This is a genomic window from Gardnerella sp. c17Ua_118 (genome assembly GCF_055804255.1).
The window spans coordinates 141748-158598 of record NZ_JANUYT010000001.1 but is presented as its reverse complement, the minus strand read 5'-3'; the positions used below and the strand labels follow the sequence as shown (position 1 = coordinate 158598).

Genomic DNA, 16851 nt, shown 5'->3' with positions numbered 1-16851 from the left:
TAGTGTGTTTTAATACGCGTATAAGGGATTTACTATATGAGTGAAGTTCAAGCGCAACTGGGAATGTGTATTGAAAATCGCTATCGCATAGTTAAAAAGATAGCGGAAGGTGGCATGGCTACTGTTTATAAAGCGCAAGATGAGCGTCTTAATCGCCCTGTTGCGCTTAAAATCATGCATACTCAGCTTGCTCAAGGTCTTCACCGAGAACAATTTATTGCAAGGTTCCGCCGAGAAGCAACTTCTGCAGCATCAATCGCAAATCCGCATATTGTTCAAGTTTACGATACTGGCGAATTTGAAGGACTTGACTACTTAGTTATGGAATATGTTCATGGCGTAAATCTTAGATACGAGATGAACAAATACGGCACTTTTAGTGTAAAAGATACTTTGCGCGTGCTGGCCCAGACTTTAGATGGTCTTGCATCCGCACACCTTGCTGGCGTTGTACACAGAGATATTAAGCCAGAAAATATTTTGATTAACGACCGCGGAAACGTGCAAATCACCGATTTTGGACTTGCGCGTGCAATTTCTCAAGCAACTCTTTCTTCTACGGGTCTTCTTCTTGGAACGGCTGCATACCTTGCTCCAGAAATGATTGAGAAGAATCTTGCAACTCCTCAAGGAGATTTATATTCCGCAGGAATGATGGCTTGGGAGATGTTAGCTGGCAGAGTTCCTTTTAACGCGGATAATTCAGTAACTCTTGTTTTTAAGCATGTTCACGAAGACACCCCTTCTATAAAAACTGTTTGCAAAGATATCAATTCTTCGGTTGCTGATTTTCTTAGTTCGATTACTGCTCGAGAAATGGAAAAAAGACCAAGTGATGCTTCTAAAGCGCTTAATATTTTAAGAAGAGTGTGCTCTGGCTTAAGCGAAGAAGAGTGGCAATATAAGTTTGAAGTAGATTTAGACGCAGAAAATCAATCTTTTGAAGGCTCGATAATAACAAACAAACTTGAAGATAAAAACTCTAATCTAAAATCCCAAATACCGCTTCCGCCTAGCATTAATAGCAATACTTTTAATAGCAATACTTTGGGTAATTCTGATTCGTCGAATGATACTATATCTAACACAAAAGAGCTAAATAAAACTGTAGATATGGATAAAACTACAGACATAGATAAAACAGCTGATATTGACGCAACTCAAGCATTATCTACAAAAAACTCCGATTTTAATGAAGGTTCTTCAAACTATTCGTCTTCAACAAGTAGCAATCCTCTAGAAGACTTTAACGATAATAATATGCTCACTGTTACAATGCGCGCACCGCAATTTATTAGTGAACGATTAAAAGCTAAAAGAAATAAGTCTAATAATGCAAACGACAATGGCAAAAAAACGCGCAAAAACATTATTATTATATCTGCAAGTTGCGCAGCAATCGCAGCAGCCGCAGTAGCATTTGGCGCGTACTGGTACTATTTAGACCCTGGAAGCTATTGGTCTTTACCAAAACCAAACACGCAAGAATGCGCATCACAAAGTGCATGTAAAATAACAAACGTTCCGTGGGCAGACTACGAGCGCACTCTTAAAATATCTAATATTCCTTATTCGGTTTCTAAAGACTTTAGCGACAACATACCCGAAGGAAACATTATTTTCACTAATCCAGATTTTAGTGGCAGCAAAATCTCTAAGCGAAATAATGGCCGCGTTAAAATTGTTGTTTCAAAAGGCGTACGCAAGTCAACTATTCCAGAAGACATTATAGATCCAACTTCCAATGCTGGAAAAGATCCTATAAAAGCATTAAAAAAGGCAGGATTTACTTCTATTACGCATAAATCAAGCGAAGATATTTATTCTTTGGAAATTCCTAAAGGATGCGTTGTTGAGATTTCGCCAACTCCTGGAATGCAAATGAATCACAATAAAAATATTACTGTGATTCTTTCTAAAGGGCCAATGCCTGTTTCTATGCCAGACGTTGTTAATCTTACAAAAGAAGAAGCAGATAAGGCATTTAACGAAGCAAAATTAGTTCCAAACTACAGCGAAGAGTTTAATGACAAAGTAGGAAAAGGCAAGATTATTAGCGCGTCTGTGCAAAAGGGAACGCAAATGCATTGGGGAGATAAACTCGATGTTGTTGTTTCTAAGGGACCGAAGACTATAACAATGCCAGATGTGCGCAATAAGAACGCTAATGAAGCTAGAAGAATACTTGAATCGCTTGGATTAAAAGTTAATATTTCTGCGCCTTTGGGCGATCTTATGCACACTGTTAGATTCCAATCCGCGGCTCCAGGGTCTCAAGTTAGAGTTCTAGACGAAAGCGGAAATCCAACAACAGTAACGTTAACGATTATTTAACTATTTAACTTAACGATTATCTGTTTTTGCTTGCGACTCTTCTATCATGCGCTTTTTAACAGTTTGCGCATATTCGTCAACGTACTCTTGACCGCTCATTTGTTGGATTGCTTTTGTTACTTTATTAGTAAGATCTCGAAGAATATCGTGCGTAATTTCTTCTGGACTCATCTTGCTAACTTCGATTGGCTTTCCGTAAATCGCCTTAGTATTGCCCTTTGCAGGCATAATCTGGCCATGTTTTTGAAGTTCGCGAGTGCCAACAATCGCAACTGGAACAATCGGACATCCTGTTTCTAGAGCTAATCTTGCAGCGCCTGAATGACCCTTATATAGCTTTCCATCTGGGCTTCTTGTTCCTTCAATGTGAATACCAAAAAGCTGACCTTTTTCTAGGATTTCTTTAGCGTGATTCAACGCGCCAAGCGATTTTGATCCGCCAGAACGATCCACTGGAAACACGCCAACAGATGTAAACCACCACTTTTTGAATCGCCCCTTTAATCCTTTGCCTTCAAAATACTCAGCTTTTCCCATAAAATGAATCATTCGAGGGCATGTAAGAGGTAAAAGCGCGTCGTCAATAACAGCAAGATGATTTGCTGCAATAATCGCTCCACCTGTTTTAGGAATATTATTGACTCCTTGAGCAGTAGGGTGAATCCTTAAGCGAGCAATGAATCCAAACCCCTTTACAAAGAACCAATACAACATGCTAATCCCCATTCTAGCAAGATTCACAAAATAGCATTCAAACTATCAAGCAGACTTGCTACAGTATAATTCATGACTTCTTCTAAGAATACCAACTCCCATAACCGTTTGTATAATAACGAAAACAGCAATGGTGACGATTCGTTTAGTAAAAACTTTAACGACGACTGGTCTCAATTCGTTAGCGAGCACAAAAAAGATTTTAATGATTTAGAAAAGTCCAAAAGCGCAAAAATCTTTAGAAAACGCATTAATCAAGCTGCAGAACCATTAAGAAACATAGCATTTAACACTAAACCTGGTCCAAGAGATAACACAACATCAAGCTGGCTCGATGTTGATAAAACAATGGACGAATACGGAGATGACTTTGTTGCTCCAAACCCCCATTTTAAGAACGTTTCCATTACCCTTATAGTTTTATGGAGCGTGTTTGTTTTGGGCGTTCTAGGCATGATTTTGAGCGTTCTAGTGCCATATTTTGCGATTTACACTGGCTCTGTTAGCGCTTTCCTATTTTTGATTGGTGGCGCAGGCCTACTTATGAGCAGAAAAAAGGACAATACTTCTAGCGAAGACTATAACGAGTTTGGAAAAGGCGCGCGAGTTTAGAACTAGCGAGTTTAAGTGTATTCGAGCAAAAAAGAAAAGAATGAGGCTGATGCATTAACACCAGCCTCATTTTTATAAAACGTTACTTTTATAAGACTTTGACTTTAATCCTCATTTTGACCGTGGCAAAGCTTGTACTTTCTGCCAGATCCGCATGGGCATTCGTCGTTCTTATTTGTTCCAGGGAACGTACGACCATCTGCCCAAGGAGTCTTCCACTCCTCCGCCTTTGGACGCTTGCTTAATGGAACTTCGCCTTCTGCATGGCTCATAGGAGCAGGGCCGACGATTCCAGAATGCTCGTCTTCTTGCTCCTCTTGCTCAATGCTTTCGTCCATATAAGAATCATCTTGGTTTTCTGTTTCTGCAACAATCTGCTCAAGATTCATGCGGAACAGAAGCTGAATAGACTCTTCCTTAATGGCCTCAATCATAGAGTTGTACATTTGGAAGCCTTCGCGTTGGTACTCAACCAAAGGATCTCGCTGACCCATACCGCGCAAGCCAATGCCATCCTTTAAGTAGTCCATCTCATAAAGATGTTCACGCCACTTTCTATCAAGAACAGCCAAAACAACTCTGCGCTCAAACTGACGCAAGCTATCGGAGCCCATTCGCTCTTCAAACACAGCGTAAATAGTTGTTACACTATCTACAATCGTGTCTCTTAAAGTATCAACAGCTTTTTGACCTTTAAGAGGCTCAATTTGCAAGCGAAGCTGATCCCAATCAACAATAATTGGCATAACTGCGTTCACAGCATCTTTAAGGCCTTCCCAATCCCAATCCTTAGGCTTGTCGGAACCGTTCATTGCTCCGCGAACGTAGCTATCTGCAGTATCTTTAATGAACTTTAAGATATCTTCGTGAATATCTTCGCCCTTAAGAACAGCTTGACGTTCCGAATAGATAACCGTACGCTGCTTGTTCATAACGTCGTCATACTTCAAAACATTCTTACGCATTTCAAAGTTACGAGCTTCAACAGTCTTTTGAGCTGTACGAACGCCGTTAGAAACATACTTAGATTCGATTGGTTCGCCTTCTGGCAAACCCTTAGCCATAACGCGAGCAACAAGCTGAGTGTTGAACAAGCGCATTAAGTCGTCTTCCAAGCTTAAGTAGAAGCGCGATTCGCCAGGATCACCCTGACGACCAGAACGGCCTCTAAGCTGATTATCAATACGACGAGATTCGTGACGCTCAGTGCCTAGAACATACAAGCCACCAAGCTTTTTAACTTCTTCGTGCTCGTCTTTAACTTGTTCCTTAACTTCTGCCAAAACTCCTGGCCAACGCTTCTCATACTCTTCTGGAGTATCGTCTGGAGAATAGCCTTCTGCTTTAAGCTTTGCATCTGCCAAGAACTCAACGTTTCCGCCAAGCATAATATCTGTACCACGACCTGCCATGTTTGTAGCAACAGTCACAGCACCCTTACGACCTGCAACAGCAACAACAGCTGCTTCCTTAGCGTTTTGCTTAGCATTCAACACTTGATGAGGAATACGAGCAACGTCCAAAAGCGAGGAAACGATTTCGGAAGATTCAACAGATGCTGTACCAAGCAAAACAGGCTGACCCTTTGCATGACGCTGAGCTACGTCTCGAACAATCGCAGCAAGCTTTTCCTTCTTAGTGCGGAAGATCAAATCGTCCTTATCCATACGAATAACTGGACGGTTAGAAGGAATTGGAAGAACGCCAAGCTTGTATGTTCCCATAAACTCGGCAGCTTCCGTTTCTGCAGTACCAGTCATGCCAGCAAGCTTGTCGTACATGCGGAAGTAATTTTGCAAAGTAATAGTTGCAAAAGTCTGATTTTCTGCTTTTACTTCAACATTCTCTTTAGCTTCAATCGCCTGATGCAAGCCTTCGCTATAACGACGACCTGGAAGAACACGGCCAGTGTGTTCATCAACAATCAAAACTTCGCCATTAGTAACAACGTAATCGCGATCAAGAAGGAATAATTCCTTAGCTTTCAAAGCATTGTTCAAGTAGCCAATCAAAGCAGTGTTGCTTGGCTCGTAAAGATTATCAATACCTAAATAATCTTCAATCTTTGCAATGCCTGGATCCAAAATACCAGCAGTCTTACGCTTTTCGTCAATTTTGTAATCAACATCGCGATCAAGCTTTAGAACAAGCTTTGCAAACTCGCGATACCAACGCGTAACATCGCCTTCGGCAGGTCCCGAGATAATAAGTGGCGTACGAGCCTCATCAATAAGAATAGAATCAACCTCATCGACGATTGCATAATGATGACCACGCTGAACAAGATCACCCTTTTCCCAAGCCATGTTGTCTCGCAAATAGTCAAAGCCAAACTCGTTGTTTGTGCCGTAAGTAATATCTGCGTTGTATTGCTTCCTGCGCTCTGGAGGCTGCTGATCTGTAATAATGCATCCAACGCTCATGCCAAGGAACCTGTAAATACGACCCATAAGCTCACTCTGGTAGCTAGCAAGATAGTCGTTAACAGTAACAACATGAACGCCCTTGCCTTCCAAAGCGTTCAAATAGCTAGGCAGTGTTGCAACGAGTGTTTTACCTTCACCAGTCTTCATTTCTGCAATATTGCCCCAATGCAATGCTGCACCGCCCATAAGCTGAACGTCAAAGTGACGCTGACCAAGAGTACGCTTTGAAACTTCTCGCACTGTAGCAAAGGCCTCTGGCATTAAGTCATCAAGCTTCGCACCATTGTCTAACTTTTGCTTGAATTTTGCCGTTTGTCCTTTAAGTTCCTCGTCCGAAAGCGCAGAAATCTGATCTTCAAGCGCATTCACAGCCTTCGCAACGTTCTCAAGGCGCTTCAATTGACGGCCTTCACCCATGCGCAAGGCTTTATCAACGATATCTACCACGTTTAGCTCCCTTAGGTCGTGTCTATTATTCGGCTAGCCAATATAGACGTAAACTGTGCCTATATTACGCGACGGCTACGATTTTTGCAGCTCGCGAGTCCAAAACAACGCATAAAATGCCCGCCTAGCTTATTACTAGACGGGCATTGCACTCATATGAGTTATTTTATTTACTTTATTTACCCTTATTTTTCTATTGTTTCTTTACTGTTTTGTTACTTCTTTTTAGCAACATTTTCTGGAGTATCAATCTCAAACACACCATAACTCCATCCATGCCTACGGTATACAACCGATGGACGCATGGTTTCTTTATTTACAAACAGGAAGAAATCGTGACCAATAAGTTCCATCTCGTACAATGCTTCATCAATGCTCATTGGCTCGGCAATGTGGAGCTTACGACGAATCACAATAGGAGTATCTCCAACACTCACTTCCACTGATTCGCCAGGACCCAAGTCGGAAGCAACCGCAGCATCTGCACTATTTGTTCCATCAACTTGAACAACTTCTTCAACAGTTGTTTCAACTTCTGGCTCTACAACACCCAAGTCAACTGGAACCATCTGCTCGTAGCCACGACGATGATCCTTGCGGCGATCTCTAGTTCTACGCAAGCGAAGCGTCAACTTATCTAATGCCATATCTAATGCACTGTATTGATCTGTGCTAGACGCTTCTGCGCGAATAACCGTACTTCCTGCAACTACAGTAATTTCAACTCTTTTTGCAGTATCTGCCTGCCTTGGATTGCCCTCAGTGTTAAGCACAATCTGAATGCGCTGCGCATCTGGAGCAATGGCGGTCACACGATTCATCTTGCTTTCTACAACGTCACGGAATCTTTGCTTAATTTGCGTATGACGTCCAGTGATGACAATCTCCATGCGAACCTCCTTAAGTAATCCGATATAAAATCGGCTTGTGTACACGTCAACGGCACCAGCGCCGCTGATACATCTATTATATCCGCTAAAAGCCGCCATTTTCTAGCGAGTCGCAAAATATGCGCAAAATTAAGACGTCTGCTATAATTGGGAAGGTTGAGGTTTCACGATGACCGCGGCTGCAATGTTCATTCGGAGTAGCTGAGGAACTTCCGGGCTCCGTAGAGCACAATGGCGGATAACGTCCGCCCAGGGCAACCTGAGAGATAGCGCAACAGAGAATAGACCGCCTAAACTTTTGTTTAGGTAAGGGTGAAACGGCGGTGTAAGAGACCACCGGGCTTCTGGTAACAGTTAGCCGCATGGCAAGCCTCATTGGGAGCAAGGTCAAGCAGAAGGTGTTTAAGGGCTGCTCGCCTAAGTCTTCGGGTAGACTGCTAGAGTTTGGCGGTAACGTCAAATCGAGATGGATGGTCATCCGTGTGCATTTTGCACGCGACAAAACCCGGGGTATGTGAAACCTCACCTCAACTTTTGGATTTTATTTTTGGCTTTTATTTAAGACTCTTATTTAAGACTCTTTGGCGCAAAGTCAAAGTCACCATTTATTAAATCCACTACCCCACAAGTTTTCATTCCAGCTAAACGAGCTGATTTTAGTGCTGCATCAGAATCCTCAAAAACAGTGCAATCGCTTGGTTTTACGCCAATTCGCTTTGCTAAGTCAACATAAGTTTTATAGCTATTTTTTGCATTACTTTCTAAATCTTCTCCAAAAATCATCAAATCAAAGTAATCATACAAATCCGTACGCTTTAACGCAGCAACGCATAAAGACTTAGAAAGAGTAGTTATAAGAACAGTTTTCGCACCCGTTTTACGCAAATAATCAACGTAATTTTTAGCGCCTTTTCTAAGTGGCAAATGCTTTGCGTATGCGTCAAAAGCCATGTCTTGCCACTCTTTCATTAAATCTTCGGGAGAATCCGTAAAACCAAAGCGCTCAATAACGTAATCCGCAACTTGGCGAGGTGTCATTGTTGCCGTGGAATCAGCAAAATCGGCAGGCACTTTAATACCGCGCTTAGCAAAACTCTCTTCGTCTATCTTGTCCCAAACGTTCAAAGAATCAAGCAAAGTTCCGTCAAAATCAAAAATCGCAGCACAATTTGAATTATCAACTAATGCATTTTCGCTCATATTATTAATCCCGATTATCTTTGATATTAACCCTATTATTCTGTTTTAGAAAAATCTGTTTTAGAAAAATTACTTTGAATTAGCTTAAGATTTTTCATTAGACTTTACTATTTTCAAGCAATTCTTTTGCATGATCCAAAGATGCTTGCGATTGGCTTCCCGAAAGCATTCTTGCGATTTCGCTTTGGCGGCTAATCTCATCTAATTTGGTAACAGTTGTATCTGCAAAACTAGAATTCTCGCCAGAATCCGCACTAGAATCAGCTCCAGAATCAGCTCCAGAATCCGCCGCGCTTTCAATCTTTTTTCTAACAACAAATTGAACGTTTGCAAAAGCTGCTACTTGAGCTAAATGCGTTACAACAATCACTTGTGAACTTTTAGCAAGCAAAGCCAGGCGCTTGCCTAACTCTACTGCTGCAACGCCTCCAACACCTGCATCAACTTCGTCGAAAATAAACGTCATTGATTGATTATTACTGCGATTTTGTTTTGCGCTAACAAGCTCCATTGCAAGCATAAGCCTACTGAGTTCTCCACCCGAAGCACTACTGCCCATTGGCAAATAGTTAGACGCAGGGAAAGGCTTAAAAAGAAACTCAACACTATCTAAGCCGTGCACGTTCAAATCAAATTTTCCGTCCTTGTTTTTATCGCGCTTAGAAACATTAATAAAAAGTTGCGCATCTGGCATAGATAAGGATTCAAGCTCTTTGCTAACTTCGTCGCTAAACTTTTTTGCAACAACTTTGCGCGTGCTATAAAGAGCTTCGGCAAGTTTTTCAGCGTCTTTATAAGTCTTCTCGCACAAATCTTTAGCGCGCGCAACAGCTTCTGGCGAATCATCCAAATCTTCAAGCTCAAATTGCGCTTTTTTGGCCCACTCTAAAACATCGTCAATTTGCGGGCCCCATCTGCGTGTTAAATCGCTTAAATCGTGAATACGATTGTTAATAGCGTCTAAATCTTCCTGACTTTCATCAACATCTAACTGCTGCGCAAGTTGCATAACAATGTCGGAAATTTGGGAAGAAATATCGTCAAGTTGATTTGCAATCGCGCTATAATCTCCGTCAACTCGAATTGAGCGAATTGCCTTAGATGCATTGTCTACCAAATGTAATGCGTCAACTGAATCTATTGCGCCATAATCAATTTGACTTGCGTCTAACGAAGAGATTGCTTCGCTAATAGCTCCAACGATTTGAGCAGCGTTTTCTATGCGATCTCTTTTAGCTTTAAGATTTTCATCCTCATTTGGTTTTGGATCGATTTGGCGAATTTTTTCTAACGATTCACGCAAATAGTCTGCGCGCTGCCTAGAAGACGATTGCTGATTTATAAGGCGATTATATGATTCAACGGCACTTTGCCACTTATTAAACGCGGATTCATAGTCTTGCAATTCTTTAGAATTACAAGAGATTGAATCCAAGAATTCACGCTGCTTTGAGGCTGTTGCTATGCGAAGCTGATCGCTTTGACCATGAATTGTTATTGTGTGCGAGCAAACGCTTTCTAGCAATGATTTTGGAACAGAATAACCAGATATTACAGCTCTTGATCTACCAGTTTTTGGAACAGATCTAGATACGTAAACTTCTTCTTTAGAATCGTCATCTTCACATTCTTCGGCATTAATCCCAGATTCTTGCAATATTTGCGCAACATCGCTGGATTTTGACACAGAAAACACGCCTTGCGCCCACGACTCATTTGCAAAAGATGATACTTTTGCAGAATCTGCTTTTCCTCCAGATATAAGCTTTATAGCACTTAAAAGCATAGACTTTCCAGCACCAGTTTCGCCAGTTATTGCAGTCATTCCTTTAGAAGGCGTAATAACAGCGTTAGAAATTGGGCCTAAATTACGAATCTCAAGTTCTTCAAGCACAAATACCCCCTATAGGTTTAGATTATTAGGGACGATTGAATATTCTGCATTACAGTCAGCATTGCCATCAGCGCTATCTACACTTGCACCATCTACGCATGCGCTATCTTCATAATTTCTATCGGTTTCATTATGAAGATTTGCTTCATAAATCTTAGGCTTAGCGGCCACTTTTCTGCGATTTTCACGCCATCCAACAACTGGCAAATCAAACTTAGTAACTAATCTTTGCGTAAATGGAACGCCAGAAAGTCGTGCCAAAAGCAACTCATCTTTAGATTGCCTAATTTGAATCCTAGAACCTTGCGGCAAAGCTCTTTGACGCCTTCCATCGCAACAAATCCACCCACCAGAAGCTGATTCTTGCAAAATATCAATCGTAAAAGTAGAACCTGCTCCAATAATCAATGGTCTAGAAAAAAGCGCGTGTGCAGCCAAAGGAACAAGTTGCAAAGCCTCAACATTTGGCCACATAATCGGCCCACCTGCAGAAAACGCGTACGCAGTAGAACCAGTAGGCGTAGAAACAATCACGCCGTCACAGCCAAAAGACGACATTTCAACATTGTCAACGCGAATCGAAAGCTCCACCATTCGCCCACGATCTGCCCTATCTAAAGTAATATCATTAAGCGCCCAATCACTTAAAGGCTCGCTCGCTCCAGGGAGCCAAACATCTACATGCGCTTCCATTCTATGCTCTAAAAAGTAGTCTTTTTGCGCAATTCTTCGCACAGCTTCATCTATCTGGAAGCTCTCAAATTCCGCCAAAAAACCAACATGCCCAAGGTTTATTCCAATAATTGGAACAGGAGTGCAATGCACTAATTCTGCAGCTTGAAGCATTGTGCCATCCCCACCTAGCACAACAACAATTTCCGTATTTTTATCTACTCCTTGAGCGATTTTTTGCGCAAAATCCGAAACTGCAGCACTATGAAACACACTAACATTAAAACCAGCATTTTTAAGCTGAGTAGTAACTTGATTTACAACAGCACTGTTGCCATCAAGACGCGCATGCGTAACCACAAGAGCATTGCGAGAAGCAGAATTACCTTCTAAACGTTCTTGCATAGCACCCCCTTTGTAGCTATTTGTAGATTAATCGTAGCTTATTTACAGATTAATCGTAGCCTAATCGCAGCTTTACAAACATTAATAGTTATTGTAATTGTTGCACTACATATTGTGCATTAATCTACATATTGCAATATTGCACATTAATCTTATGCAAATATTTATCAAACAATCTCTTGACTATTAAATTTGACTATTAAATCGCGCATAAAGAAGATATTCAACGTTCCCGTGAGTTCCCTCTATAGGTGATTCGCGAGTTGCAATAACGCTTAAACAATTGTTTTTAGCGCATTCTTTAACATTTTCTAAGGCTTTAAGTCTTAGGTTTTTATCTGTTACAATTCCGTGCTTGCCAAGATTTCCTTTACCAACTTCAAATTGCGGCTTTACAAGAAGAACAATATTCGCGTTATTTTGCGCAATACGTGCAATTACTGGAATCACAAAGCTAAGAGATATAAAAGAGACGTCGGAGACTATAAGATTCGGCTTGTATGGCAGATCTTCCGCGTAAACATTTCTAATATTTACGCCACTCATTTCAATAACGCGCGGATTGCTTGCGATTTTTGTGTGCAATTGACCGTGTCCAACATCTAAAGCTATAACGCGATTCACGCCATTTTGCAACAAATAATCGCAAAAACCGCCAGTGGAAGCGCCAATATCTAATGCTTTAGTATTTGAATCAACTTTTAATCCTAAATTCTCAAATAAACAGAATGCACCTTCGAGTTTTAGTGCTCCTCTAGAAACGTATTTAACACAAGAATTTTCTTCTTTTGATTCGTCAAGACTTATTTTTTGCGATTTTTTCACTAAAAATGACGATTTTTTAACAATGCGATTATCTACTTTCACTACTCCAGACTTGATTAAGCGTTGAGATGTAGTTCTACTCTTCACTAAACTGCGATTTACAAGCGCGCAGTCTAAGCGCTGAGCTAAATCATCTTCGTCTAGCATTAAAAACCTCGCTTAAAGTATAAAGTCGTAAATCGCAAGTCGTAAGCCACAAATCACAAAGCCACAAGTCACAAATCACAAAGAAAACTCTGGAAGAATGTAATCTTCAAGCGATTTTCCACTATCCATTAAGCTCCAAGCGAGCGCACAAGCAGCTCGCAAAGCATTGCAATCATTAGGATTGTTTACTTCAATAGTGTTACAAACGATTTGTGCTCTAGAATCGCCGCACGTAAACGTAGAATCGTCAACGCGCTTTGAAGCAACATGCACCTCGTTCAATCCCCTTAAATCCTTAGAAACAAAGCTTGGTCGCAAGTGTTTTGGAGCTTCAAGCAGCATGCGCGGATTGGTAACGCCCGTAAGCACTAGAAGCGACTTATACCCTCCTCTGGTACCTGCTTCAATGTCTGTGTCTAATCTGTCTCCTACAGCCAGCGAGTGCTCAATACTTATTACAGGATTTCCAAATTCGTCTTTTTGCGCATATTCTTTAATATCTTCATCGTTGTGCTTTGCGTTTGCAGCAACCAACAATCGCGCTTCATCATACATTGCACACTCGGGCTTTCCAGCAGACGCAATAGGCTCTACTCCAGTGGCATTTACTACAGCTTGAATCATAGAACCGCATCCAGGAGCTATACCGAATTCACGTGGAATTGTTAAATCGCGATTAGTAACAAAATACTTAGCTCCGCGCTCTACAGCAAAAGCGACTTGTGCCATTTCTTGCCAAGTCATTTGCGGATACCAGCCTTGAATAACGGCTTTTGGATTATCTTTACAAGACTTTACTGGATTAAGACCAGCGCTACGAACCTCTTGTACAAGATGATCTGCGCCTAAAACTAAAACGTTTGAACCGCTTGGAACATATCGAGCAACCATTCGAGCAGCTACAAGTGAAGACGTTATGATTTGCCACGGCTCTACTTTTAAGCCAAAACTTTCTAGCTGACTTGCTACAACTTCTTGAAAACGAGAAGAATTATTAGTTGTGTATTCAATAAACATGCCATTTTTTTGAGCATTTTCAATTGATTCGGCTGCGTATTCAACGGATTTTCCGCCTCTATACACTACGCCATCTAAGTCAAGCAAAGCTAAGCGAAAATCCTTGCTTAACGCAGATTTACTATTTGAAAAATTCGCTCGTTCATCAAGTTGCATAAAATATCCTCACGATTTTAAGAATACTAAAGTAGAAAATGCCCAGCTTACTATACTTTTACAATACAGAAGCCGGGCTTAGAAAATATGATTTATACTATTCCTCTTTAGGATTAACTGCATTCATCTCTACAGTTTCAGTATTATCTGCGATTTGTGAATCTTCGTCTGAATCGTCGTCTGAATCGTCGTCTGAATCATCATCCGAATCATCATCCGAATCATCATCCGAATCATCATCAAAATCATCATCTGGAGCAAATTGCGCATCATCTTCACTAATGCCAACTTCGTCCATAATCGCATCATTAAGATGTTCCAAATCATAGTCAATTACAACATCTTCTGGATTTTCTTCGTCTTCAATATCTGCATACTGCTCTTCTAAGCGATCCAGCAAAGAATCAAGCTCAATCGCTTCATCGCTTCGCCCAGCCTCCTCAAGGAAGTACTGCTCCGCTTGCACAGCGCGCATTCTATACTCGCCAGGCAAGCCCTTAGACCTGCCCATTGCGTGAACAAGCTCAATCGCCTTATCTGCATGGTTTGTATCCGCCAAAACGCCTGCATACACAAGGAACATTTCTGCCTTAACTTCGCCACTAACGCTTTTAGCTTCGTCCGACATACAAATTTCTAGCGCTTTATCGAGGTTGCCCATACCGCGCTCGCAATCTGCAATAAATGGAAGGTAATCCGTGTAACCATTCATTCGCATAGCCGTTCTAAACTCGCGTGCAGCAAGCTTATAATCGCCTTGGCGGTATGCAATAAATCCTAGCGTTTCGCGCGAAAAATCAATGCGAGATGCCTGCTTTGCAGCCCACTTTGCATGTTCTAAAGCAAGCTCTGGATCTTCGTCTTGCAAAGCGTATGCAGCGAGAATATGCAAGCCAATGTTTTCGGAATGCTCCTTAGAAAGACCACGCAGACGCTCACGAGACTCCTTAGAAAGCATTGAATATTCTAAGCCCTTAGGCATTTTTGGCTCGCCTGGACGCCTATCGGTATACGGGTTTTGAGATGGGTAAGAAACAGTTCCATCCGAGTTTCTACGAGGACCATTTTCAAAGCGGAAAGACGACTTCGAATCGTGCTTTCTAGAATCGTTCTTCTTAAATCCACTCTTGTGGAATCCGCCGCGATTGTCATTATTATCGCGGTTAAACCTGCGCTCACCATCGCGATCAAACCTGCGCTCGCCACGTTCTACGCGATTATCGCGATCAAACTTCTTGTATCTTGGATTTCCCGATTCTTTTGAATCAGACTCAAAACCACGATTCGTGCGCTTATTGTAATCGCTATGATTGTATCGATTATCGCGATTGCGCTTATCTTCGCGATTATACCTATCTTCGCGATTATCTTTTCTGTCAAACTTGCGATTATCGCGATCAAACCTGCGCTCAGTATCGCCATCAAACTTGCGATCCGCGTTCTTCTTAAAACCGTTCTTCTTAAAGCCACTCTTGTGGAATCCATCCTTGTGGAATCCATCCTTGTGGAAACCGCCGTGATTTTCCTCACCTTTATGGAACCCACCTTTGTGGAATCCTCCGCGATGTTCCCCGTTCTTACCGCCATTTTGACGGCTAAAATGGCCACGATTACCAAACGACTTACCACTACGCGATCCGCGTTCTTCGCCCATTATTGGCATACCTTTCAAAGTCTAAAAATATAAAATTATACTAAAATCTAATGCTAAAAACAAATCAAGCGCACTTAAAAACTACGCGCGCTCAACTGCACCAATAGCCTTCTTGCCTCTACGAATCAAAGCAAAACGACCGTGCAAGAATGAGCTATCGCTCAAAACGTCATCAACGCTTTCTACGCGATTATTGTTAACGTACAATCCTCCAGCTTCAATAGCTCTACGAGCCTCGGAAATAGTGCGGAACAATCCAGCAGCAACAGCGGCTTCAACAACACGATCTGCAACATGCGCTTTAGCAAATTCCAAAGTGCCATCTTGTGCTTTAACTTTAACGCCGTCTAAAGCAGCTTCAAGAGTTTGCTCGTCAATTCCAGCTAAATCACCCTTGCCAAAAAGCGCTCCAGAAGCAGCAATCGCCTGATTTGTAACATCCTCGCCATGCACAAAACTTGTAACTTCCCAAGCGAGCACACGCTGAGCTTCACGACTTCCTGGATCTTCTTGAATCTGCTTTTCCAAACGCTCAATCTCGCTCTTAGGTAAGAACGTAAAAGCCTTAAGAAGCTTAACAACTTCATCATCTGGCTGATTAAACCAGAATTGATAGAAGCGATAAGGGCTAAGCATTGTAGGATCAAGCCACATTGCGTTACCCTCAGATTTTCCAAACTTACGACCTTGATTATCCGTAATAATTGGGCTTGTAAACACGTTTACAGAAGCTCCGCGAACCTTACGAATCAAATCCATGCCAGAAGTCAAATTACCCCACTGATCAGATCCGCCAAGTTGCAAAGTAACGTTGTAATTATCAAACAAGTACAAAAAGTCGTTTCCTTGCAAAACTTGGTAGCTAAACTCAGCGAAAGAAATGCCTTCGTCGGAGTTTAAGCGGCGAGCAACAATATCTTTAGAAAGCATTGTGCCGACTCTAAAGTTCTTGCCAACATCGCGCAAAAAGTCGATAGCAGACATTTTAGAAACCCAGTCGTAGTTGCTTACAAAACGAACAGGATTTTCTCCATCAAGAGGCAAAATGCGGCCGATTTGCTTGCGCAAACGCTCCGCCCATCCAGCAACAATATCTTTAGAATTAAGCGTGCGCTCTCCGCTTTGGCGAGGGTCTCCAATCAAGCCCGTAGCACCGCCAACCAAAGCAATAGGATGATGGCCTGCAGCTTGCAAATGACGCATGTTAATAAGCTGAACAAGATTGCCAATATGAAGCGATGCAGCAGTAGGATCGTAGCCGCAATAATAAGTTAATGGTTCTCCGTCAAGTGCTTGAGCAAGTTGATTTTCGTCAGTAGATTGAGAAATCAATCCACGCCACTTTAGCTCTTCAAACAAAGAAGCAAATCCAGCTTCTTTGTAATTCCTCACCTGAGCCATTTATATCTCCTTATTATTGCAAAAATTACCGAAAGTATCGGGCGCATTTGCGCGCTA

The 16851-nt window shown here is 41.8% G+C and carries 12 protein-coding genes and 1 other RNA gene; 3 read left to right on the top strand and 10 right to left on the bottom strand.

The features are described from left to right. Positions 1-36 precede the first annotated feature (36 nt). Positions 37-2334 (top strand): protein kinase domain-containing protein, encoded by a 2298-nt coding sequence (locus NYP69_RS00740; protein ID WP_473412839.1) that lies wholly within the window; start codon positions 37-39, stop codon positions 2332-2334. Positions 2335-2343: 9 nt separating this feature from the next. On the opposite strand, the gene NYP69_RS00735 is transcribed toward NYP69_RS00740, so the two are convergent. Next, on the bottom strand, positions 2344-3048 hold the full coding sequence (locus NYP69_RS00735; RefSeq protein ID WP_473412838.1) for a lysophospholipid acyltransferase family protein: 705 nt from the start codon (positions 3046-3048) through the stop codon (positions 2344-2346). A gap of 72 nt (positions 3049-3120) precedes the next feature. Between NYP69_RS00735 and NYP69_RS00730 the strand changes: the two genes are divergently transcribed. Beyond that, the gene (locus tag NYP69_RS00730; RefSeq protein ID WP_018621066.1) at positions 3121-3660 is read left to right on the top strand and encodes a hypothetical protein; all 540 of its coding nucleotides are present in this window, start codon (positions 3121-3123) and stop codon (positions 3658-3660) included. Positions 3661-3764: 104 nt separating this feature from the next. Here the strand turns inward: NYP69_RS00730 and secA are convergent, their stop codons facing one another. Together secA and hpf are read right to left on the bottom strand one after the other, a co-directional pair. Continuing rightward, positions 3765-6533 (bottom strand): preprotein translocase subunit SecA, encoded by a 2769-nt coding sequence (secA, locus tag NYP69_RS00725; RefSeq protein ID WP_020757898.1) that lies wholly within the window; start codon positions 6531-6533, stop codon positions 3765-3767. A 215-nt stretch (positions 6534-6748) separates the two neighbouring features. After that, complete coding sequence (gene hpf / locus NYP69_RS00720; protein WP_004132090.1) at positions 6749-7423, bottom strand: ribosome hibernation-promoting factor, HPF/YfiA family; 675 nt, start codon at positions 7421-7423, stop codon at positions 6749-6751. A 157-nt stretch (positions 7424-7580) separates the two neighbouring features. On the opposite strand from hpf, the gene rnpB reads away from it, so the two are divergent. Then, positions 7581-7952: RNase P RNA component class A (gene rnpB / locus NYP69_RS00715), an RNA gene on the top strand. Positions 7953-7990: 38 nt separating this feature from the next. Here rnpB and NYP69_RS00710 read toward each other — a convergent pair. The 7 genes from NYP69_RS00710 to tyrS all read right to left on the bottom strand — a co-directional run bounded on the left by NYP69_RS00710 (position 7991) and on the right by tyrS (position 16794). Continuing rightward, a complete protein-coding gene (locus tag NYP69_RS00710) occupies positions 7991-8623 on the bottom strand; it encodes an HAD family hydrolase (RefSeq protein ID WP_004132088.1) in 633 nt (210 codons plus the stop codon). Between the two features lie 97 nt (positions 8624-8720). After that, the gene (gene recN, locus NYP69_RS00705) at positions 8721-10517 is read right to left on the bottom strand and encodes a DNA repair protein RecN (protein ID WP_060785468.1); all 1797 of its coding nucleotides are present in this window, start codon (positions 10515-10517) and stop codon (positions 8721-8723) included. A gap of 9 nt (positions 10518-10526) precedes the next feature. Beyond that, on the bottom strand, positions 10527-11594 hold the full coding sequence (locus NYP69_RS00700) for an NAD kinase (RefSeq protein ID WP_004132084.1): 1068 nt from the start codon (positions 11592-11594) through the stop codon (positions 10527-10529). Positions 11595-11780: 186 nt separating this feature from the next. Continuing rightward, complete coding sequence (locus NYP69_RS00695; protein ID WP_473410453.1) at positions 11781-12566, bottom strand: TlyA family RNA methyltransferase; 786 nt, start codon at positions 12564-12566, stop codon at positions 11781-11783. A gap of 75 nt (positions 12567-12641) precedes the next feature. After that, a complete protein-coding gene (locus tag NYP69_RS00690) occupies positions 12642-13739 on the bottom strand; it encodes an HAD-IIA family hydrolase (RefSeq protein ID WP_473410452.1) in 1098 nt (365 codons plus the stop codon). Positions 13740-13836: 97 nt separating this feature from the next. After that, the gene (locus NYP69_RS00685; RefSeq protein WP_473412837.1) at positions 13837-15393 is read right to left on the bottom strand and encodes a tetratricopeptide repeat protein; all 1557 of its coding nucleotides are present in this window, start codon (positions 15391-15393) and stop codon (positions 13837-13839) included. Between the two features lie 81 nt (positions 15394-15474). After that, the gene (gene tyrS / locus NYP69_RS00680) at positions 15475-16794 is read right to left on the bottom strand and encodes a tyrosine--tRNA ligase (protein ID WP_415694812.1); all 1320 of its coding nucleotides are present in this window, start codon (positions 16792-16794) and stop codon (positions 15475-15477) included. Positions 16795-16851 lie beyond the last annotated feature (57 nt).